The 21770-nt window shown below is 62.7% G+C and carries 17 protein-coding genes; all 17 read right to left on the reverse strand.

The window, feature by feature from the left end; translation table 11 throughout:
* Positions 1-174 precede the first annotated feature (174 nt).
* The 17 genes from fleR to E4487_RS16225 all read right to left on the reverse strand — a co-directional run bounded on the left by fleR (position 175) and on the right by E4487_RS16225 (position 21768).
* Entirely contained in the window at positions 175-1590 is a 1416-nt protein-coding gene (gene fleR, locus E4487_RS16145; protein WP_134675529.1) for a sigma-54-dependent response regulator transcription factor FleR, read from the reverse strand.
* A 3-nt stretch (positions 1591-1593) separates the two neighbouring features.
* Complete coding sequence (locus E4487_RS16150) at positions 1594-2808, reverse strand: PAS domain-containing sensor histidine kinase (RefSeq protein WP_047586153.1); 1215 nt, start codon at positions 2806-2808, stop codon at positions 1594-1596.
* 178 nt (positions 2809-2986) lie between these two features.
* On the reverse strand, positions 2987-4462 hold the full coding sequence (locus E4487_RS16155; RefSeq protein ID WP_037050409.1) for a sigma-54 dependent transcriptional regulator: 1476 nt from the start codon (positions 4460-4462) through the stop codon (positions 2987-2989).
* 259 nt (positions 4463-4721) lie between these two features.
* The gene (locus E4487_RS16160; protein ID WP_037050406.1) at positions 4722-5015 is read right to left on the reverse strand and encodes a flagellar protein FliT; all 294 of its coding nucleotides are present in this window, start codon (positions 5013-5015) and stop codon (positions 4722-4724) included.
* Between the two features lie 24 nt (positions 5016-5039).
* A complete protein-coding gene (gene fliS, locus E4487_RS16165) occupies positions 5040-5420 on the reverse strand; it encodes a flagellar export chaperone FliS (protein ID WP_037050404.1) in 381 nt (126 codons plus the stop codon).
* A gap of 72 nt (positions 5421-5492) precedes the next feature.
* Positions 5493-5885, reverse strand: a complete 393-nt coding sequence (fliS, locus tag E4487_RS16170; protein WP_037050402.1) for a flagellar export chaperone FliS — start codon at positions 5883-5885, stop codon at positions 5493-5495.
* Between the two features lie 3 nt (positions 5886-5888).
* Positions 5889-7361 carry a flagellar filament capping protein FliD gene (fliD, locus tag E4487_RS16175; protein WP_037050399.1) on the reverse strand — a complete coding sequence of 491 codons (1473 nt, stop codon included), beginning with the start codon at positions 7359-7361 and terminating at the stop codon, positions 5889-5891.
* 78 nt (positions 7362-7439) lie between these two features.
* Entirely contained in the window at positions 7440-7832 is a 393-nt protein-coding gene (locus E4487_RS16180; RefSeq protein WP_175253835.1) for a flagellar protein FlaG, read from the reverse strand.
* A 72-nt stretch (positions 7833-7904) separates the two neighbouring features.
* Positions 7905-9389, reverse strand: a complete 1485-nt coding sequence (locus E4487_RS16185; RefSeq protein WP_037050397.1) for a flagellin — start codon at positions 9387-9389, stop codon at positions 7905-7907.
* A 245-nt stretch (positions 9390-9634) separates the two neighbouring features.
* Positions 9635-14662 (reverse strand): glycosyltransferase, encoded by a 5028-nt coding sequence (locus E4487_RS16190; protein ID WP_257229440.1) that lies wholly within the window; start codon positions 14660-14662, stop codon positions 9635-9637.
* 124 nt (positions 14663-14786) lie between these two features.
* On the reverse strand, positions 14787-16091 hold the full coding sequence (locus tag E4487_RS16195; RefSeq protein WP_175253837.1) for a polysaccharide pyruvyl transferase family protein: 1305 nt from the start codon (positions 16089-16091) through the stop codon (positions 14787-14789).
* A gap of 10 nt (positions 16092-16101) precedes the next feature.
* Positions 16102-17061 carry an FkbM family methyltransferase gene (locus E4487_RS16200; protein WP_175253838.1) on the reverse strand — a complete coding sequence of 320 codons (960 nt, stop codon included), beginning with the start codon at positions 17059-17061 and terminating at the stop codon, positions 16102-16104.
* 12 nt (positions 17062-17073) lie between these two features.
* Positions 17074-18147 carry an NAD-dependent epimerase/dehydratase family protein gene (locus tag E4487_RS16205; RefSeq protein ID WP_175253839.1) on the reverse strand — a complete coding sequence of 358 codons (1074 nt, stop codon included), beginning with the start codon at positions 18145-18147 and terminating at the stop codon, positions 17074-17076.
* A gap of 1 nt (position 18148) precedes the next feature.
* Positions 18149-19018 carry a class I SAM-dependent methyltransferase gene (locus E4487_RS16210; protein WP_175253840.1) on the reverse strand — a complete coding sequence of 290 codons (870 nt, stop codon included), beginning with the start codon at positions 19016-19018 and terminating at the stop codon, positions 18149-18151.
* On the reverse strand, positions 19012-19842 hold the full coding sequence (locus E4487_RS16215; protein ID WP_175253841.1) for an SDR family oxidoreductase: 831 nt from the start codon (positions 19840-19842) through the stop codon (positions 19012-19014). The genes E4487_RS16210 and E4487_RS16215 overlap by 7 nt, the downstream gene beginning before the upstream one ends.
* Positions 19835-20890, reverse strand: coding sequence for a Gfo/Idh/MocA family protein (locus E4487_RS16220; RefSeq protein ID WP_175253842.1), 1056 nt, complete (start codon positions 20888-20890; stop codon positions 19835-19837). Before E4487_RS16220 ends, E4487_RS16215 begins: the two co-directional genes overlap by 8 nt.
* Positions 20887-21768, reverse strand: coding sequence for a sugar phosphate isomerase/epimerase (locus E4487_RS16225; protein ID WP_218952972.1), 882 nt, complete (start codon positions 21766-21768; stop codon positions 20887-20889). Before E4487_RS16225 ends, E4487_RS16220 begins: the two co-directional genes overlap by 4 nt.
* Positions 21769-21770 lie beyond the last annotated feature (2 nt).

Raw genomic sequence — 21770 nt, forward strand, 5'->3', positions numbered from 1 at the left:
GAGAGCAGCTTCAAGCTTCAAGCTTCAAGCAAGAGCAAGAGCGGGCGACGGGGAGGTACGGCCGGCAGGAGCGGATTCATCCGCGAAAAGAGACAGCACCGCGCCCGCCGGAATCGCGAATGAAAGGCTCCTGCACGAGGAGCCAGGCGATGGCGAACGCGGCGTTACCAGAGATCAACTGGCGTAGAGATAGGCCTCGACATCCATGCCGGCATCACGCATCTGCGCCAGCTTGTAACGCAGCGTGCGCGGGCTGATGCCCAGGCGCTCGGCGGCCTCCTTGCGGCGGCCACGTTCGGCACGCAGGGTGTCGATGATGACCTGGAATTCGCGACGCCGCAGGTCTTCCCCCAGCGCGCCACCGTCACCGCTGCCCAGCGCTTCGTCCGCCGGGACCACGGCCGCCGGCGCACTGGGCACCACGGCCAGGCGCGGCGCGGCGCTCTGCACGGACTGGCCGATGGAGGCGTTCAGGCACAGGTCCTGCGCCTGGATCACCCCGCCTTGCTGCAGGATCAGGGCGCGCTGGATGGCGTTGTCCAGTTCCCGCACGTTGCCGGGCCATTGATGCTGTACCAGGCTCTGCGCCGCCGACTCGGAGAGACGCACCGGAGACTGATTCATTTTTTTGACGTGCTTGGCCAGCAACCGCTCGGCGAGCGGCAGGATGTCGGCAGGTCGCTCGCGCAGCGGACGCCAGGCCAGCGGGAACACCGACAGGCGATAGTAGAGATCCTCACGGAAACGCCCGGCCGCCACTTCGCCGGCCAGATCGCGGTTGCTGGTCGCCAGCACGCGAATATCCAGGCTGACGGGCTTGCGCGCCCCGACCCGCTCCACTTCGCGCTCCTGCAGCACGCGCAGCAACTTCGCCTGCAGCCCCAGCGGCATCTCGGAAATCTCGTCGAGCAGGATGGTGCCGCCATCCGCCAGCTCGAACTTGCCTGGCTGGGCCGTGACGGCGCCGGTGAAGGCACCCTTCTCGTGACCGAACAGGGTGGCCTCGAGCATGTTGTCGGGAATCGCCGCGCAGTTGATCGCGATGAACGGGCCATTGCCGCGCGGCGACTGCTGATGGATGTAGCGCGCCAGCACCTCCTTGCCGGTGCCGGACTCGCCGGTGATCATCACCGTCGAATCGCTCTGCGCGACGCGGGCCGCCAGCTCGAGCAACTGCACGCTGGCCGGTTCCAGCGCCACCGGGCCGTCGCGATCGCCGGCCGGCAGCTTGCCCAGCGCATGCTTGGCGACCAGCTCCAGCAGGGTGCGCGGCTCGAAGGGCTTGACCAGGTAATCGGCGGCACCCTGACGGATCGCATCGACCGCACGCTCCACCGCGCCGAACGCGGTCATCAGCAGCACCGGCAACTGCGGGTGGCGAGTGCGGATCTGCGCCAGCAACTGATGCCCGTCCATCCCCGGCATGTTGACGTCGCTGACCACCAGGCCGAACGGCTCCTCGCTCAGTGCGACCAGCGCCGCCTCGGCGCAATCGACCGCGCGATAGTCGTGCCCACCCAGGCACAGGGTATCGGCCAGGGCTTCGCGCAGGGCGCGATCGTCTTCAACCAGCAGGACTTTGGCAGCCATGGGTTACTCCTGTTTCGAATGAGGTGCCGCGTTGAGCAGCGGCAGGGAAACGATGGCGCAGGTTCCACGACCCGCACGCGATTGCAGCAGCAGCTGGCCCTGATGGGCACGCGCCACGGCCTTGACCACCGCCAGCCCCAGGCCGGTTCCGGTGGTCTTGGTGGTAAAGAAGGGTTCACCCAGGCGCGCCAGGGTTTCGCGTGACATGCCCGGGCCGTTGTCGCTGACGCACAGGCGCAGCTGGCCATCACGACGATACAGATGGATCTTCAGACGAGCATCGCGCCCGGCGGCCTGGATGGCGTTGTCGATCAGGTTGAGCACCGTGCCGACCAGGGTGTCGCGATTGCACAGCAGCTCGCCCTCGCGGACGTCGCACTGCCAGCGGACCGCCATGTCGCCGACGTGGGCCTCGGCGGCCGCGCGCAGGGCAGCGAACAGCTCGGCGGGCGACAGACGATCCGGCAGCGGCAACTCACCGCGGGCGAAGATCAGCATGTCGCGCACCTGGTTCTCCAGCTCGTGCAGACGCTCCTTGAGACGCCCGGCGAAGCGCTGCTGCTGCTCGGCGGGCAGGACCTGCTCGTTCAGGTGACTGGCATACAGCAGTGCCGCGGACAGCGGTGTACGAATCTGATGCGCCAGCGAGGCCACCATGCGCCCCAGCGCAGAGAGTCGCTCGTGACGGGAAAGCTGATCCTGCAGGCGACGGGTTTCCGTCAGGTCGGTCAGCAGCACCAGCTGACCGGGCTCGCCGTGCAACGACCGCGTGGCGATCGACAGGCGTCGGCCATCGCGCATGGAAATCTCGTGGCCATCGTCTTCACGCGGGGCGAAGTTGCGCGCGATCACCTGGCGCCAGAGCATGCCGACCAGGGGCTGTCCCAGCAGTGCCCGGGCCACGGGGTTGGCCTCGCGCACCACGCCCTGCCCATCGATCACGATCACGCCACCCGGCAGCAGGTCGAGCAGGCTCTGCAGGCGATGCGCCAGGCGCTCTTTCTCCGCCAGTTCCTGCATGCGCTGGGCGCTGACCAATGCCAGCTGGCCCTTGAGCTCGTTGACCCGCGCCTCGAGCAGGCTGTACGACTCGCTGAGCTGGCTGGACATCTGGTTGAACAGGGCAAAGGCCTGTTCCAGACCGGCACGACTGGCCTGCTCGAGCGGCGCCGACAGGCTGGGCTCGGTGGATTCGGTGGGACGGCGGTTGGCTTCCATCTGCTTCTCTCGCATGACGCACCGTCAGAAGACGGTCAGATGCAGGAGACCTAGCAATCCCTGTGCCTATTTTTTTGTTCTTATTTTTCAATAACTTGAAAAATAAAGCCGGGTGCTGTGTCAAAGCCCCGGCTTTATTGGATGAAACGCCTGCATCAATGGACGTATCGATGACGCCTCAGTCGTCGTCCTGACCTTCCTCTTCACGACGACTCATGCCGTACTTGCGCATCTTCTCCACCAGCGTGGTACGACGAATGCGCAGGCGCTCGGCCGCCCGCGCGACGACGCCGCCGGCATCATCCAGCGCCTGCTGGATCAACCCCTGCTCGAGGTTGCCGAGGTAGTCCTTCAGGTCCAGGCCCTCGGGCGGCAGCATGGCCGGCGTGTCGAGCCCCGGCAACCCGGCCATGATCGCGGCGCGCTCTTCCATTTCATCGCGCAGGGTGGCGGCCAGTTGCTCGTCCTCGTCATCCACGTGACGGAACTTCTTCGGCAGCTCGCCAACGCCGATCACGCCATAGGGATGCATGATCGCCATGCGCTCGACCAGGTTGGCCAGCTCGCGCACGTTGCCCGCCCAGTCATGGCGACACAGCGACATGATGGCCGCCGAGTTGAAGCGGATGGAGCCACGCTTCTCGTGCTCCATGCGCGAGATCAGCTCGTTCATCAGCAGCGGGATGTCTTCGATGCGCTCGCGCAGCGGTGCCATCTCGATGGGGAAGACGTTGAGGCGGTAGTACAGATCCTCACGGAAACTGCCGTCCTCGATCATCTTCTCCAGATTCTTGTGCGTGGCCGCGATGATGCGCACATCGGCAGTCTGGGTCTTGTTGCTGCCCACACGCTCGAAGGTGCGCTCCTGCAGCACACGCAGCAGCTTGACCTGCATCGGCAGCGGCATGTCGCCGATCTCGTCGAGGAACAGGGTACCGCCGTTGGCCAGCTCGAAGCGCCCTGCCCGGCTGGTGATGGCGCCAGTGAACGCCCCCTTTTCATGGCCGAACAGCTCGCTCTCCAGCAGCTCGGCCGGAATGGCCCCGCAGTTGACCGGCACGAAAGGGGCCTCACGGCGCTTGGAGTGGTAGTGCAGGTTGCGCGCCACCACCTCCTTGCCGGTACCCGATTCGCCCAGGATCAGCACGCTCGCTTCGGTATCGGCGACCTGCTGCATCATCTGCCGCACCTGCTGAATGGCGCGACTGGTGCCGACCAGGCTGCGGAACAGATTGGGCTCGCGCTGACGCCCGCGATCACGGGCCTGATCGTACATTTCCCGGTAGACCTGGGCGCGATGCAGAGAGTCGAGCAGCTTGTTGTAGCTCAACGGGGTTTCCAGGCTGGCCAGCACGCGCCTGCGCAGGTCCTCCGGCCACTCGCCGATCGACGATTCCCCGACCGTCAGCAACGGCAGGAACTCGTCCCAGCCGACGATCTGCTTGGTCAGCTCGAGCGCGCCGCCCTTGGCCTCGACGTCACCCAGCAACACGCTGAGCACCTCACGGCTGGAGTCGAGGTCCGCAACGGCGCTGCGCCAATCCAGGCTCGTACAGGCCAGGTGCTCTTCACCGAGGAAATTCAGGATGATCGCCAACTCATGACGACGCGCAGCGTTGTCATCGATCAACAGGATTTTGGTTTCACGCCACATCTTGTGTTTGTCTGACCCGAAGAGTGTAGGGAACGACGCGCCAGATGCCCGGCGCGATCCGGCAATTGGCCACTAGTAAAGTCAAAAAATTGAAGCCAGTCAATTTTATGACGTAACTTTTTTCACTCGCGCCTGGCTCTAGCTAAGCACTTGCCGGCGAAGCCGGGTAGTGGCAACCGATGAAACAGAGAGAGGCAGGAAAAGCGGAAAGAGGCAAACCGAGTCGAACCTGCTGGTTAAACTCGGTAACACCGGGAAATCAACCGAAAAGCTGATAGACCTTGGCGCCCTGGTGGGACTGATTGAGCTGCACCAGCTCACCCGCGAGACGGCGCTGCTCCGCCTGACAGACGGCAACCAGCTCACGGTACAAGGCGAGCAGGTTTTCCATGCTGACACGCAGCTCCTCTTCGTCGCGGCTGTCGATCATCGCCGCATCGACCGCCATGCGGCATTGCAGATCGAGCTCGCCGATGGCGGCCCAGTCCTGCTTGGCCAGGGCGTCACGCATGGCCGAGCCGGTCGCCTGCAAACGCTGAACGGATGAACTCATTCGCTTCTCCTCCGATGCCGGCCACTACTGGGCGATGGCATCCCAACCCTGTTTGACGTTGCGCAGCAATCCCGACACCTCTTCGAGGAGCTCGGGCTCATTGCTGACGTTGGCCTCGGTCAAACGGGAAATCATGTACTCGTACAGGTTGTCGAGATTACCCGCCAGCTCGCCACCCTGTTGATGATCGAGACTTTCGCGCAGCCCCGAGATGATGGCAATGCTCTTGCCGATCAGCTCGCCCTTCAGGGAGGTCTGGCCACGCTCCATGGCGCCGCGCGCCTGGGCAATACGAGACAGGCCACCTTCCATCAACATCTGGATCAGACGATGAGGGCTGGCTTCCGCAGCCTGGGCCTGGTTGTTGACGGTCTGATACTGCCTGAGGGCCGCCATTGCGTTCATAGTTGCTCTCGCTCTACCGATGGGCTGATACCTAAGGTATCGGCGCTGGCGAAGAAAGCTTTAGCCGCAATCTCAATTTGCCGGGACGGGCTCGACTTCCGGGCCGATGGCATCCCAGGCGCCCTTGATGTCACCCAGCAGCGCCTGAACTTCATCGAGGGTACGCGGTGTGTCATCCAGGGCGACACCTGCCAGACGGCGCGTCATGTAGTCATAGAGCGCATCCAGGTTCTCGGCGATTTCCCCGCCCAGCTCCTTGTCCAGCGCAGCCTGCAGCACGCCCAGGATGGTGATGGTGCTGCCCACGGCCATGCCGCGGATCTCGGTATCGCCTTCGGCCAGGGCCTGCTTGGCCAGCATCACGCGCTGCAGCGCGCCTTCGAGCAACAGCTGCACCGTGCGGTAAGGCGATACCTCCTGGCTGGTCTTGACCTGCTTGTAGGCATCAATCGGATTCTTGCTCATCGTTTAGCTGTCCTTCTTCACGAAACCAGGCAGGTTGGCCAGCATGCTGCCCAGGCTTTCGCTGGTTCGCGAGAGCTGCCCCACCAGGGAATCCATGGCGTTGTATTGAGCGTAGAGGCGCGTTTGCAGGCTCTCCACACGCTTGTCCAGCGACTCGCGCTGCTTGTCGATGTTCTGCAAGGTGCCACGCAGGGCGCTGTCACGCTGCTTCAGCACGCCATCGGTCGCCACATAGCCCGAAACGAAGCCAGACAGACGCCCCATCAGGCCGTCTTCGCCCGTGAGATAGCTGCCGACCTGGTCGAAATTGCTGTCGAGCGCGGTCGTCAGCAGGGTGTCGTCGATAGACAGCTTGCCATCTTCGTCGGTGGTGATGCCGAGACTGGCCAGCGCCTTGACGCTGTCCTCGCTGCCACCGGTCATCTTCACGATTTCGTTGCGCAGCCCGGACATCACGCTACGCACCGTGGAGTCCCCCACCAGCGGCCCTGCCACCGGATCGGAGCCCTCTACCTCGACGACTGCGGTCAACTGCGCAGACGACGAAATCAGGGCGTTGTAGGCGTCGACGAATTTCTGCAGGTTGCTTTTGACACTGGCCTTGTCGACCCCCACCGTGAGGCTGATGGTCTTGCCATCGGTCAGGTCGGTAGCGCTCTGGGCCGAAACCAGATCGATCGTCACGCCCTCGAGCGCATCCTCGATCTTGTTGCTGTTGCGCACCAGTTGCAGACCGTCGATGGTCAGTTTGGCGGACTTGGCCTGAGTGATCACACCACCTGCACCGGTATCGGAACTGGGCTTGAGAAACGCATCGGCGTTTCCGGGATCGACCGTCGGCGTAAAGGCCTGGCTGGTCAGCGCGTTACTGCCGGTGGTAACGCCATCCTCGGTGACCGCCACCTGGATATCGTTGCCCGCGCCGGTCTTGGTCGAGCTGAGTACCAGGCGCGAGCCCGAGTCATCGGTGATGATGGCCGCGCTGATGCCGCTAGTCTTGCCGGCCTCGTTGATGGCATCGCGCATACCGGCCAAGGTGTTGTTGGCCTCGGTAATGTCGACGCTGATACTGCTGGTGCCCGCCGAGATCTCCAGCGTGCCGCTATTGAACGTGGCCGGCGTGCTGCCGGACGCAGACACTGACTGCAGCGCGACCTTGCTGCTGGCCGCCAGCTGCTGGACCTGAACACTGTAGGTGCCCGCCGAGGCAGTAGTGGTGGCGGTTGCCTTGAGCACGCTGCTGCTCGACGAACTGGCCGTGCGAGACTCGAACAAGGCGGGCTTGTTGAGCGCATCGATCGCCGTCTTGAAGGTATTCAAGGCGCCAGTCAGGCTGCCGAGTGCAGAGATGCGCGTGGTGGTCTGCTTCTCGAGAAGGTCAAGCTGGTTGGTTTTCGGTGCTTTTTCGGCATTGACCAGAGTCTTGACGATTGAGTCGATGTCAATCCCCGAACCGATTCCCGTGATACCTACCATGATCCTGTACCTCGTCAAAAATTCGACTGCATCCTATCGATAAGGGAATACAGTCAAAACTCATGCCAAGACGTGACGCTATGCCTCGGCCTTGAATAACAGACTGCGCACCTCCGACAGATTCTCTGCCAGCTTGAGCGCTTCCTCGGACGGAATCTGCCGGATGACATCACCGGACCCCGAATCCGTCACCTTGACCACGACTCGTCCGGAACCATCGTCCACCGCGAAGTTGATATTGCGACGGACCGACTGGACGAATTCCTGGATGGTCGCCACCGCGTCCTCGACCTGCTCACGACTGACATCCTGAGCGGGTGGTACGGGGCGAGCGGTTGACTGTTCGTCAGTCACGCTGATCGCAGCGACACCGGCGAGACCCTGTTTCGGGCGTGAATCAGCAGCGTTGGAGACGCCACCATCGCGGACAACCGTGGAGCTGACCTGAGGCTTGATTGAGCTGACGTCCATAAATTTCTCCTCACAATGAGGTAACGGGGGAAAGAGCCTGGCCCTTCCCCCCGTAGTCTAGCGCCTTTGGCCTTAACCCAGCAGGCTGAGTACTGCCTGCGGCAACTGGTTGGCCTGAGCCAGGATCGCGGTACCGGCCTGCTGCAGGATCTGATTCTTGGTCAGTTCCGAAGTTTCGGCAGCGAAGTCGGTGTCACGAATCCGGCTACGAGCAGCGGAGGAGTTCTCAGCGATGTTCTGCAGGTTCGAGATGGTGTTCTCGAAGCGGTTCTGCACGGCACCGAGCTGAGCACGCTGGCTGTCGATGTTGGAGATCGCACCGTTGATGATACCCAGTGCATCCTGAGCCCCCGTCGCGGTACTGATATCGATCGTATTCACCGCATCGAGCTCACTGAAGCCGTCGGTACCCAGACCACCGGTCAGACCGCTAACCTGGAAGGCGTCGGCTGCTTCCAGCTGCACCTGGCCATCAGCCCGCGCACCGCCGCCAACAGCGATGGTAGCTGCAGTGCCGACGGTAGTCTCGCCGTCGAAGCTCTTGGCCTGCAGAGTCGCACCACCGGAGCCCGCGTAGTTGGAGACCTGGATCGCATCACCGCGAGAGCTGACCAGTTCGATGGTGTCGCCCTTGGATACAGCCGAGATACCAGTTTTGCCGGTTTCACGGTTGATCGCATCTGCCAGGGAAGACAGGTCGGTCAGGTCAGTCACCACTGCCGAGATGCTGACAGCATCGGTGGACAGCGACTTGCTGGTCAGGCCGGTGAGGTCGAAGGACACAGTACCCGAAACGGTGATACCACCCAGCTCGGCAACGGTACGTGCGTTGGCGGTCACGCCGGTTTCATCGCTCTTCGCGTTGACAGCGCGAGCCACTTCGCTGGCGGCACCGCTGGCCGCGCCCGAGATGGCGACGTTGCCGTCGGACAGCTTGGAGTTGATGTTGAACGAGGAGCTGCCGTAGGCGCTGCCCGAGGTGGCGCTGAACGCGGCACCGGAAGCGATGGCCTGAGCGGCACCACCGTCGGTGGTGAAGCGGTTGATACCGATGCGATCGGTAGCGGCCGAGCCGATGGAAACGCTGATGGTTTCGTAGGCATTCGCACCGACCTGGAAGCTCTGCGAACCGAAGCTGCCGTCGAGGATCTTGCGACCACCGAAGCTGGTGGTGTCGGCGATACGGTTCAGTTCCTGTTGCAGCTGGGCGACTTCGCCCTGCAGTGCAGCACGTTCGGTAGCGCCGTTGGAGCCGTTGGCGGATTGCAGCGCCAGGTCACGCATACGCTGCAGGATGCCGGTGGACTGCTGCAGAGCACCTTCAGCGGTCTGCGCCAGGGAGATACCGTCGTTGGCGTTACGGGTCGCGACGCCCAGGCCGGTGATCTGGCTGGTCAGGCGGTTGGCGATCTGCAGGCCGGCAGCGTCGTCTTTGGCGCTGTTGATGCGATAGCCGGTGGACAGGCGCTGGAGGGAAGTATCCAGGCCTTTGGACGAGCTGTTCAGGTTACGTTGAGTGTTGAGGGACGCAACGTTGGTGTTGACTGTAAGGGCCATGGTATTGCCTCCAGATGACCGTAGAACCGTTTGTCTGAGCTTGCGAGCTCGGGCCTGCATGCTCAGACGCCCAGAGAGTTCGCATTCGATCTCTTTATCGGCGCTTGCCTAAGGAGCTTTAGAGACAATTTTCAGCTTTTTTTTATTCTTTCTACTCAGTCACTTAACCGATCCTTGATAGCCAAAGGCCGGCTTTGACTGAAAACCGTCGGACCAAGCGAGGGGTCCGACGGCCCATTTGCGCATCAATCAGGCGTCCAGGCCTGGCGCCAACGCTGCAGATTCTCTCCATCTAGCATCCAGTCGCGGTAGACCGCGTCACGCAAACGATCCCCCGCAACCGCTGCCGCATCAAGATCGTTGATGTGCATGCGGATGGCGTCGACCCAGTCACGGAAGCGATTCTTCACCCGGGTCACCGGCAGGTCGCCGCGGTAGCACACCAGGTCGCTGCACACCACCGGGAAACCACAGGCGCCATATTCGAGGAGACGCAGATTGCTCTTGCACTCGTTGAACAGGTTCTGCTCCACGGGCGCCAGGGCCAGGTCCAGATCCAGACCAGCCAGAGCAGCCGGGTAAGACTCGATATCGACACCCGCGTGGATTTCATTAACGAACGGCCGGATCACGTCCGGGCACATGCCCATGAACACCCACTCGACCTCGCCCGCCAGTTCGCGCACGACATCGACGATCAGGTCCAGGTCACCGGTATGGCTGACCCCGCCCGCCCAGCCGACACGCGGCTTGCGTCCACGCCGGCGCTGGCTCTCCAAGCCCTTCCACCATTTCACCGGCAGACGATTCTCGATCACCCGGATATCGCCATGCAGCCCGGCGAATGCATCGGCCAGCGGCGCCGTGGAGACCACGAAGCGATCGACGAACTCCAGCCCGCGACGCAGCGACTTGAGGATGTCACGCGGCATGTGCGCGCGGTGCACGCTCTTTAGTGGCAGGTTGGGCAGGTAGTCGTCCAGCTCGTAGATCTTGAATGCACGCGAGAACCGCTGGATGCGACGCATGGCCTCCAGACGCTCGTCGCCGATCTGCCGCTGCAGCACCACGACGTCGGGGTCGTAGCGTTCGAAGTCGGTCACCGAGAGCAGCCCCATGGACAGGGTGCCATCGGCCAGACCTTGCGCCTTGAGCGCCGCCAAGGGCTGGATCACCCGGTAGTGGCCACACCCCCAGGGATCGGCCGGATGCGCCAGCACCACGGGCGAGGGCCGCCAGCTCAAGGGGCGCCAGGTGAGCGACACGTCGCTCTCCAGATCGAAACCACGCCCGCTCAACGCCAGGTTGCGGTTGTAGGCCGGATCGTTAGCCAGCTGCGGCAGGTAACGCTCGTACAGCTGATCCTCCGCAGCGGCGCCTGCTCGCACCTGTTCGGCCTCATGCAGCACGATCGCATTCGCGGCCCACACCGTCAGGTAGCCTGCCGCGCGAACCCGCAGGCACAGGTCCACATCGCGGAAGGCGGCCAGCTGTGCATCGAGGCCACCCAGCTGCTGGAAGAGCTCCGCGCGAACCATCAGGCAGGCTTCGCCAACGGCGCTGTAGTTCTGATCGACCTGGAGACGATGCAGGTATCCCGCAGCCTCCATGGACTCGCCCGCGAAGGCAGGCGTTGCCGGACCATTGAGCCCGAGCAGCAGGCCGGCCTGGGCGATACGCCCGCCAGGCGTCAGCAACTTGCCGCCCACCACTCCGACTTCGGGACGCTGGGCATGGTTGAGCAATTCGTCGAGCCAATCGGCGTTGACGATGGCGGCGTCACCGCAAAGCAGCAACAGGTACTCTCCCCTCGCCTGCTCCGCCGCCCGATTCTGCGCCAACCCGCTGCCTCCTGCGATCACCCGGACCTTGTCATCGCCAAGCGCCGCCACTTCACTCAGCCAGGCACTGACATCCGGGTGGCTGCCGGCGTCGGCCAGCAGCACTTCGTAGCGAGCGTAAGCGGTCTTCTCCAGCAGGCTCTCGATACAACGCTGCAGGGCGGCCAGCGGCACGTCCGTGCCGAGGATGATAGACACCAGCGGCGTGGCCGCATGGCCGTAGTGAACCCGATAGCGACCCGGCAGGCCCGGCAGTACCTTGGCCTCATATCCGCGATTGCCCAGATGGCGCTCGATCACCCTGCGCTCGTCCGGGTTGTCACGCAACGCCGGGGCATGAGCGATCAGCAACGGCTCATCGATATGGCCCAGCCCGGCCAAGCCCTCCTGCTCGATGAGCCGGGTCAGCAACTCGAACTCGAAGGCCTCAGGGAACGCCAAGTCGAAGCCGCCACAGGCCAGGAACAGATCGCGGCGATACAACCAGTGGCGCGCCATCACCATGGGGAAGCTGAGCAGCAGATCGAGATTGAACCCCGGCAGGAAAGCCCCGCCCAGGCTACCGTCCGGCAGGCGCTGCAACTGGTCGCCGTAAACCGCACGGCAGTCCGCATTGCGGGCCAGTTCCAGCCCCGCCACCATCAACCCGCTCTGGGTGAACTCGTCGCCCGCGCTCGCCAGCATGAACCACTGGCAGTCACTCGCCTCGACCGCGCGATTGACCTGCGCAGCCAGGGGCTCGTCGGTCATGCGCAGGAAATGCAGCTTGTCCGTCGCCGAGGTGGCCGGCACGTCCGCTGAGGTGATCACCAGAATGCGCAACGTCGCATACAGGCAGTGCTCGCCGATCAGGCTCTTGAGCGTCACCATCAACGCTTCGGACTGCCCCTGCGCATCGACCACCACCACACCGATCAGCGGCCCGCCCTGATGATGCTGCAGGTACTCGCCGATCTGGCGGTTCTCGCTGACCGTTGGCAGGCGTTCGGCCAGCCACTGCGCCAGGTCGCTCCTGACCGGTTCGCCGAGGCTGCGCAGCATCTTCTCGCGATCACGCTGCAAGCCGTCACTGCAGGAGCCGACATAACGCCCATAGAGCTCTCGGTAGAGTGCCGGGAAGTTCTTGCGCTCACGTCCCAGCATGTGGTCGCCACCGGCGCCAGGCGCCCGTGTATGCACTTCACTGGTAACGGTGGGGACATGCACGAACGGGTAGCGCGTGGCCAGGCGCAGCAGCATGTCCCAGTCTTCGAATGCGGCGAGATCGGTGTCGAACTCACCGACCGTGGCGAGCATCTCGCGCGGATGCGCCCAGGTGTTCACCGGGATGTAGTTCTGCACGAACAGCCGGTCGCGGTCGAACGTCTCGTGCTTGAACGGCTGGCCGCGCTCCAGCTCGATGCGCTGCCCGTCCTCCAGCTTCTCGTTGACGTACTCGACCCCGGTATAGATGACGCTCCCCGGATGCTGCTCGAAGGCCTCGGCCAGCACGGCCAGGTGGTTGGGCAGGTAGATATCGTCGTCGTCGAGATAGACGATGTAACGCCCGCGCGCCAGCGCAAGCCCCGCGTTGCGTGCCGCCGACAGCCCCTGGTTGCGCCCCTGGCGGATATAGGTGACGGGAAAGTCGCAGGCCGCCAGCAGCTGCTCGACCGGCTCGCCGTTGTCGTTGACCAGGATGACTTCGAAATCGCGCAGCGTCTGGCTGCCGACGCTGGCCAGGGCATCCTTGAGCAGATCGGCGCGGTTGTAGGTGGTGAGGATGATGGAGAACAGCGCGCGCTCGTCTAGCAGCGCACGCGCCTCGAGACGCTCGCACAGAAGCCGCACACGTTCGCCCAACTGCGACGTCTGTTCGCTCGGGTAAAGGGCAAGCCGGCGGCGCAGATGCGCCGCGACATCACGTTCCCGACCTCGCAACCGGTCCTCGGCACCACGCTCGAAAACGCCTTCCACCAAACGGATATGGTCGGACAGCGGGGCACTTGAAGAGTAGAACTCGGTAGAAAGCTGCGCCGAGTGGGCCCGGTAGGTGACGCCAGGCTCGCTCAGAAAGATGAAGTCAGGATGCCTCTCCGCTACTTGCAACATCGAAAGCCAGTCACCGGCACCATTGAGCCTCGGGTCTCTGCGCCAAACCTGCAGGAAGGGCTCACGCTGGATCAATGCCGCCGAAGGCGGAATGTAGTTGTCATGAATCAGCAGTTCCGCTACCTCATTGCGCCCACCGTCATAGTCCTCATGCCAGTACCCTGGGTGTCTGGGCGCGACGAGGGACGCGCCCTGTTCATTCACCCAACGGATTGCGGTGTAGCCGACCACTGCCTCGGGCTTTTTCAGCAAACGCGGGAGCAGACGTGCCAGATAACCCGGGTTGTAGTAGTCATCCGCCATCAGAATCGACAGATAACGCCCCTGAGCGAGCTGGATGCCATTGAGAACGTTGTAACTGGGACCTACGTTGCGTGAGTTGCGCAAGTAACGTACGCAAGGTTCGCCAGCGAACGACTTGACGACCTCCGCTGTACCGTCGGTCGAGGCGTTATCGAGCACCAGGATCTCGATATCGTCATACCCCTGATCCAGGACGGAGGAGATCGTCTGCTTCAGAAAACGCCCGTAGTTGTAGGCCGGGATGATGACACTGAGCAACGGCCGTTGATTGCGAACGGCAGCGGCATCACCCGCGATCGCAGCAGTCAGCGCGGCGATCCAGCATTCGGCGGAATATGGATAGCTGCCCTTGTCGGAGCAGAACGCCTGCAGCGCTGCCGCTGCAGCGTCGACCTGGGCGGCACAGCGGGCTTCGATATCGGTCTCGCCCGGACAATCACGCGCATCGACGTAAATCCCTGGCGGTACCCACGCAGGAACGTCCCAGTCGCCCCGGTGTACTGGCACCTGCCCTGCTTCCAGGCACTCGCGCCACTGCGGAGAGAGCAGTCCCGGCACCTCGGGCATATCCGTACAGACTCTCCACTGCCCTGGCTGCGCTGACGCCAGCGGCAGCTTCAGCGGTTGATTCAGGCAAACCAGCTGACCATCGGTGAAAGGCTCGCCACGCGGAAGAAAGATGCGTGCGAACGAAGCCTCCTGCTCGACAGCAAAACGTGGCTGCTGGCCACGCAACAGAAGGTAACGACGCGCCTGCCGATTTCCGGCAGACAGGGACGGTCCTGCCTGGACGCCTGGGACGAGCAACAGCGCGTCACACGCTATCTCCTGCTCGGGAACGAGCCGCTCGAAAATCAGCCCATGGCTATCGCCATAGGCCTTGAGTTGCTGCCAGGGCAGCTCGCGCAGCAAAGGCTGCCAGAATGACTCGTCGAGGAAGAAAAGTTGCTCCGGATCATCACCGGCAACACCAGCGACACCCACCCGCCAAGGCTCGTCGAGGCAACGACCTCCGACCATCACATCATTCTGCATCATGTCCCCTGTCATTGTTTTGCGCCCTGGCAGGGCTTCGGCTCCGGCGACCTTGCCGTGCACCGGACACCTTCGGCCAGAGCATTCCCGGACGACCCAGGTCGATTGTCCCCGATGGCCTCAAGGCTTACGAGAGCGCATGGAAGGTGAGCTGATCATCGAACAGGCACCCATGCTCTACCCCCGCCTCCTGCAAGTGCCGCTCGGCATAGTCACGCCCCGCGAACGTGGTAATGAACACATAGACGCCGTCTCGTCGCAATCCTGCCAGCGCGTCCGAGCGCACCACAGGCACGCCACAGAAGCTGTCGGCCTGCAGGTACTCATCCACCACCACCACCAGCTCGCTGCCTGGTCGCAACTCCCGTAGCGTGCGGCTCAAACGCACACCGTGCGTATTGGCTCCCCAGAAGGCGAAACGCAGGGGAGCCGGGTCATCCGTCAGCAAGCGGCGCAGCGCCTGTTCCATCAGATGATTGTAGCGGCTACGTTCACGCGCCTCGTAGAACGCACTGATCTCGGCCCAGGGCGCCCAGCGCTCATGCGCGAGTTCTATCTGCCTGGCAGCGGCGTTGCGGATCTGCTGCTTGAGGTCTTCGAGATCGAGCACGCCGGGATTCCAGTCGATTTCGGCGAAAGTTTCCCGCGTATGGATTTTCACGAAGCGATCCAGCCAGGCGAAGCGATCGCTGATGTTGTGAGCCACGACGATGGTCGGAACCCCCATCGCGATGCAGGGGGCCGCGCAGTGCAGGCGACTGGTCACCACCAGCGCCCCCTCGTCGGCATAGCGCCTGCACTGCTCGCGCGCCAGGGCATCCAGGCGATCAGCCTCCTGCTGATCGGAGGGAATGCGCTCATAGGGGTATACGTGCGTCATCCGCTCGGCCTTGTCGAGAAGCGCCTGAGGCATGTGCTCCAGCACCTCGTCCGGGACATCGACGAGAAACACCTTGCCGTCCACAGGAGCGCGCTCACGACGTGGGAAGGTGATGGTCAGGCACCCGGAAAGAAAGGCCGCCACGCCACGCGAACGGAACATGTGCATGACCCGTTCGTCACGAGCACCAATGGGCTCATGCCGGCGAAAATGATCCAGCTCTGCCGGATCATCCACGTCACTGGAAAGCCCGAAGCTGAAATAGATCGGGATGATGTAGGGCGACAATGGCAGCGGACTCTGTGCATTGCCCAGCGTGAAATAGCCACACATCGGCATGAGCACGTAGCCATGGCGTCCGTCGTAATCACGAAACTCATAGCGATTGAGCCGTACGATCTGCTCGTCAGGAATCCCCATGCAGGCATACAGGTGCTCGAGAGCATGTGTCTGGATATCGTCACCGAGATTGCTCCGGCTCCCTGCAGTGAGGTGGCCGAAGATCATGACATTGGTGATAAGGCCGTACTTCATGGCCGTCGGAACAAACATGGCAGAGCCTCTATCGAGCGGGTGAACACCACCGGGAAAGCACCTCGGCGTGCCGTTGCGGGTGCATGAACAGGTAGTTGGTCTGGACGGTTTGCTCGGTGACCTCTGCGCAAGCCTCCAGCTTGCCGTCAGCGGCGAAGACCCAGGCACGGTAGCCATGACGCCCCAGCAGGGCAAATACATCATTGGGGTGATAGCCGAACTCCCGCGACCACTTGCGCAGCAGTTCAACCAGGATGATTGGCGTGTGTTGCAAGATCGTCTCCCCTCCCTGCAGCACCATAAGCTCTGCGCCCTCGACATCGATCTTGAGCAAGGAAGGCACGATATCGCGGGAGGCGCAGAAGGCATCCAGGGTCGTGGTCTTGCACACCACATCCTGTATCGCCGAGGTCCCACGCGATTGTCCGGTCAGTTTCAGCGAAGTGGCGCCCGAGACATCGGGGGCAAAAAGAAAGTTCAGCTCGGCCTCTTCGTTGAACAGCCCCATGCCAACAGGCTCGATGTTATCCAATTGATTGAGCCTGATGTTCTTCTTCAGGACCTCGACCGTCGCGGGGATGGGCTCGAAGGCATAGATACGTGAATTCGGGCAACTGCGCCCCAGCACGAGGGAGTACCAACCAAGGTTTGCACCGATGTCGAGAAATACATCGCCGTCACGAAATACCGACTCGAGGAAGCGGGTTTCATCGGTCTCGTAACTGCCAAAGTCGAGCAACGTGTAAGGTGTCGCGTGCAGGTCAACGGCGTCCACCGACATCGAAATACCGTACGCGGCGGACGTTACCGTGACCCCCTCATGGGTCATCCGAACTTCCGCCACATCGGTGCCGGAGATGAACGCGGGGTAATCGAAAAGCCCTCGGTGCTGTGTGTTGAGGTATTCGACATATTCGTTCTTGTCGATCTCACCCGCCTTGAACTGCTCCCGAGCCTCGACGAGACGATTGCGTGCGGTCTTTTCCATGTGTTTTACCGTTCAGGATTCGGTGAAATAGCGCAAGGTTCGCTCGAACCCTGCCTCGGGGAGAATCGTAGGCCGCCATCCCAGTCTTTCCATCTTGGAAATGTCGCAATGGCCGTGGGCGCGAAACAGTGCCTGCCGCGCCGTATTGGGGGGTTGATGCGAAACGCTCAGGCCAGGGGTTGGCGAAAGTCCCGCGATCAGCCTTGCCAGTTCGAGGATCGTGGTTTCCTGATCCAGACCGACGTTATAGGCATTGCCGCCCTCGCCTCGCAGCAGCAATATCAGGAACGCCAAGGTGGCGTCGGCCACGTAACAGAACGGCCGACTGCCGGAACCATCACTGTTGAGGACGATGTCGCGTCCGGCCAGGGCGTCAGCGACGAAGTCGGCAAAGGAACGCCCGTCATCCAGGGCAATCCCGGGGCCGTAGGTATGGGATATCCGCGCCATGATGGTGTTCACGCCGTGCTGTCGAAAGTAGTCGGCGCACAGGGTCTCGGCGACTCGCTTGCCCTCCCCGTAGCAGGCGGAAATGTCCAGCGGGTCCAGTACGCCGAAATCTCCCTCAGCGATGGGCCTGTCACTTTCACCATGACCGTAGACAGCGCCGCTGCTCATGAACAGAACCCTGGCATGATGCAGCCGGGCCAATTCGAGCAGGTTGAGCGTGCCGAGGACATTGGCGCGCACGGTACCGACAGGATCGGCCAGATAGTGTTTGGGGCTGGCGGCACCAGCGGCATGAACGACGAAGTCCACGCGCTCGAGCTCGGGAAGCGGATCACAGACATCCTGGATGATGGGGCGGAACCATGCGTGCTGCATCAGATGCGCGAACCGGCGGCGTAGCTTTTCTGGGTTGCGCGCCAGAGCGTGAACAACCACAGGCTGCTCAGGCCAACGTTCGCTCAGGAGGGCAAAGAACTCGACCAGATAGGCAGCAAGAAAGCTGGTTGCACCCGCGATCAAGACATGGCTACCCGCGAAACGCGCCCAATCTTCGGGCCTGGAAAAGATCGACTCCAGGTCTTCTGCTATCACCGGGTGGCGCTGGCCTGCGCTGGCATCCTGCATCAACGTCGCCATCTCAGGAACGCCTCGTCAGAACACCCATGACCTGGCCCTTGATCCAGCCCAGATCGACCGGCAGGTGCAGCACGTCGAGCACTTCAAGACCAAGACGCTCCAGCAGGCAGCGAACGGAGGTCTCGGTGAAGAAATTCACATGCTCATGCCAATGCCTCTTCAGCGGAGCCAGCTCCAGGCTGCCCGGATGCTCACGCATCAGGGCCTCGCTGGGTACCTCGAGATAGAAGAGCGTATCCGGGCCAAGCGCCGGAACGATTTCCCGCACCAGTTCCAATGGGTAGGGAACATGCTCCAATACCTGACTGCAGGTCACCAGGTCATACCGATTCTGCGCAATACGCTCAAGATCGACTCGCTCAGCGCCCGCTACCAGCTCCACGCCGGAGATATCGTGGATATGCAGTAGACGGTTGTTGCCGCGAAACAGGCTGTTGATCCCGGTGTCACCGCCCCAGTCCAGCACCGCCGGCGCCTCTGGCAGACGAGGCGCCAGCCAGTCCTCGACTTCGCTCAGGTAGGCAGAACGGTAGGTGAAGTGCTGCCGGGAACTGGCAAAGCCCGGTTCGAAACGGATGCGTTGAGCGTAATAGAGGTCGTCGCGGTAGTTATGGTAGAGCGCAGCCATCTGCTCGTCGGTGAAACGGTAGTCGAGAAACAGCGCCCCACATGCCTGACACTGCAGCGAGTTGCACAGCGTATAGGCCATGCCCTGACGCAGATCTCGCAAGCCCCAGTCAGCGGTGATTTCCACTGGTTCATGGCCGAAGACACGCAAGGCAACGAAAGGCATCAGCACCGCTGGCGATCGATGCAGTTGGTCACTGCCACAACAGATGCAATGCCGGGCGATCAGTTCACGACTCACCATGTGCTACGCCCTCCATCCATCACCAGATTGGCACCATTCATGTAAGCAGACGCATCCGAGCACAGGAAGGCAATAGCGCCTCGATACTCGTCCGCGTCCGCCATGCGGCCCAGCGGAATCAGCTGGGTCAGCTTGCTGACGAACACATCGTTCTGCCCGGCGTAAACGCCTCCCGGCGACAGGGCATTGCAACGCACGCCCTGCTCGCACCAGTAGGTGGCCAGGTACTTGGTCAGACCGATCAGGCCATGCTTGACCACTGAGTAGGTCACCGGTTTGACCGGCTGCTGGTCGGCCTCGCGCCCTTCTACCCGGTAAAGACGTTGGTCAGGCGCAATCACGCCCAGGTCAGAGGCGATATTGACGATCACCCCGCGCCCCTGCCGAGCCATCTGCGCGCCGAACACCTTGGCGCAATTGAAAGCGCCACCCAGACCAACGTTCAGGTCGAGCTGCCACTGCTCCCAGGGAAAGTTCTCCAGACGGGAGAAGTCCTTGTCTCCAGCGCTCTCTACCTTGGGATTGCGTGCGGCATTGTTGATCAGGATATCCACCCGCCCGTGCCGTGCCAGCAGCTCTCGTCCCACCACCTCGAGCGCATCCAGGTCAGTGATGTCAGCCACCCAGGTTGCAGCCTGGCAGCCGGTTTCCTCGATCAACCTGGCAGCATTGGCTGCCAGGGCTTCGCCGTTGATATCCAGCAGAACTGGCAAGCCACCGAGTCCGGCGATGGTCGTGGCATGCTGATAACCCAGCAGGCCCGCACCACCGGTGATCACCGCCACACGCCCCTGCAGGCGGAACAGACTGTCCACGCTAGCCATGCACGTTCACCTCGCTCAGCGCCACTTCCCTGCCCTCCTTCAGCGAACGTAGAGCCGTCAGGGCCAGACGCAGGCTCTGCAGGCCGTCATGCAAACTCACCTGCGGCGTGGCTGCCCCCCTCACGCAGTCGAGGAAGTGGCGGGCCTGGGCCAGGAACATGTCGTTGCGCACGAAGCCCGCAAAGTCGTTCTCCTCGCTCAACTCGCCCTCGGCGCCGTAAACCCGCAAGCGGTTGGCCAGTAGGTCGATCTCGGCATAACCGGCGTCGCCGACGATCTTGAAGCAGCGCACCGGCGGGCGTTGCAGGTAGTCCTGATGCAGCAGGATCGGGAAGCTGCCCATAGCGCCATCACAGCGCATCAACGACGAAGCGGTGTCCTCGACATCAATCTCCAGATGGCTGAGTTGACCGCCATGGGTGACGATGCTGCGTGGCAGGCCGAAGAACCAATAGATCAGATCCATCTCGTGGATCTGCGACAGGATCACCCCGCCGCCCTGATCAGCACGCGCGGCATACATCTGCCGGTAGTCCTCGTAGCGGTGCCAATTGGGCAGGTACTCGCCGATTTCCGAACGCACGCTCAGCAGGCGCCCGAAGAAGCCGCCGTCGAGCAACGCCTTGAGGCGCTGCAAGCCCGGATGAAAGCGGAAGTTGTAGCCAACGTGGAACGGCAGGCGGCGCTGCTCAACCTCGGCCAGCAACTGATCAATGCCGGTGAGATCACTGGCCAGCGGCTTTTCCATGAACACCGGCACACCGGCACGCACGCAGTCGAGCGCCACCGGTACATGCAGCGAGTTGGGATTACAGATGAACGCCGCATCCGGCTTTTCGGCCAGCGCCTCGGCGAGGTCGTGATGCACATTGATCGCATAGTCGCGCTCGAGGTCGGCGCCTTCGTCGACAGTCAGGTTGTCACGCAGCTTGATACGCTGGCCGCGCACCCGATAGGCATGCACCTGCAGCTCATCCCCGAGCAGTTGGCGCAGGTTGCGCAAGTGGCGCTGGCCAATGCCGCCCAGGCCACAGAACAGAATCTTCACGATGTTTTTCTCTCGTTTAGGGCCGTACCGCGCAGCCAATCGGATGCGAGTGCTGCCATGCTGGCGAGCCAGCGCGGTTCGTCACCGGCCTCGCCACGGGCAACCTGCAGGACGAAGTCGCCACGGTAGTTGTACTGGATAAGTTGCTCGCGCAGGCAGGGGAAATCGGTATCGCCCTGCCCCAGCGGCACGGTCGTGGCACCCAGGCGGCGATCCTTGATGTGCACGCTGCCGACACGCGCACCATAGGCAGCGAATTCATCCGCCGGGCGATAGCCCAGCGAGGCGCTGTTGCCGGCATCGTAGTTGACCTTGACCAGCGGGTGATCGAGCTGATCGAGCAGTTCACGGAACGCCTGTGGCGCCAGGTCGGTTTCCAGGTGCAGTTCGACGCCATGAAGCTCGGCCTGCGGCAGCACCTGGCGCAGGTTGGCCACCACCTGATCGCGCTCACTTTCGTCACGAATGCGCGAGGCATCGACGAAAGGCAGCACTACGCGGCCCACGCCCATTTCCGGGCAAATGCTCAGCAGCCACTGCAGGCGTTCGAGCAGTTCGGCGTTCTCCACCTCGCTGCAGCGCAGCAGCGGACGATCCATGAAATAGTCGGCGCAGATCGACACCACGGCGACGCCGTGCTCAGCCAGCAGGCCATGCAGCTCCTCACGCCCTTCGGCTGTCTCCAGCGGGTTGGCGCCCTCGCCGAACAGGTCATAGATCCACTCGATGCCACGTAGGCCAATTTCGGCCGCACGAGCGATTTCCAGGCGCCAGCCCTGACGCGGGAAGGACTGGAAGCGCCCCTCCTCCGGTGCACCCAGACGACCCTGCATGGTGTAGAGGCCGGCATCGGCGTATTGGCTCAGGTAGTCGCTCATCA

This window comes from Pseudomonas sp. BMW13 (assembly GCF_013357275.1).
GTDB lineage: Bacteria > Pseudomonadota > Gammaproteobacteria > Pseudomonadales > Pseudomonadaceae > Aquipseudomonas > Aquipseudomonas khazarica.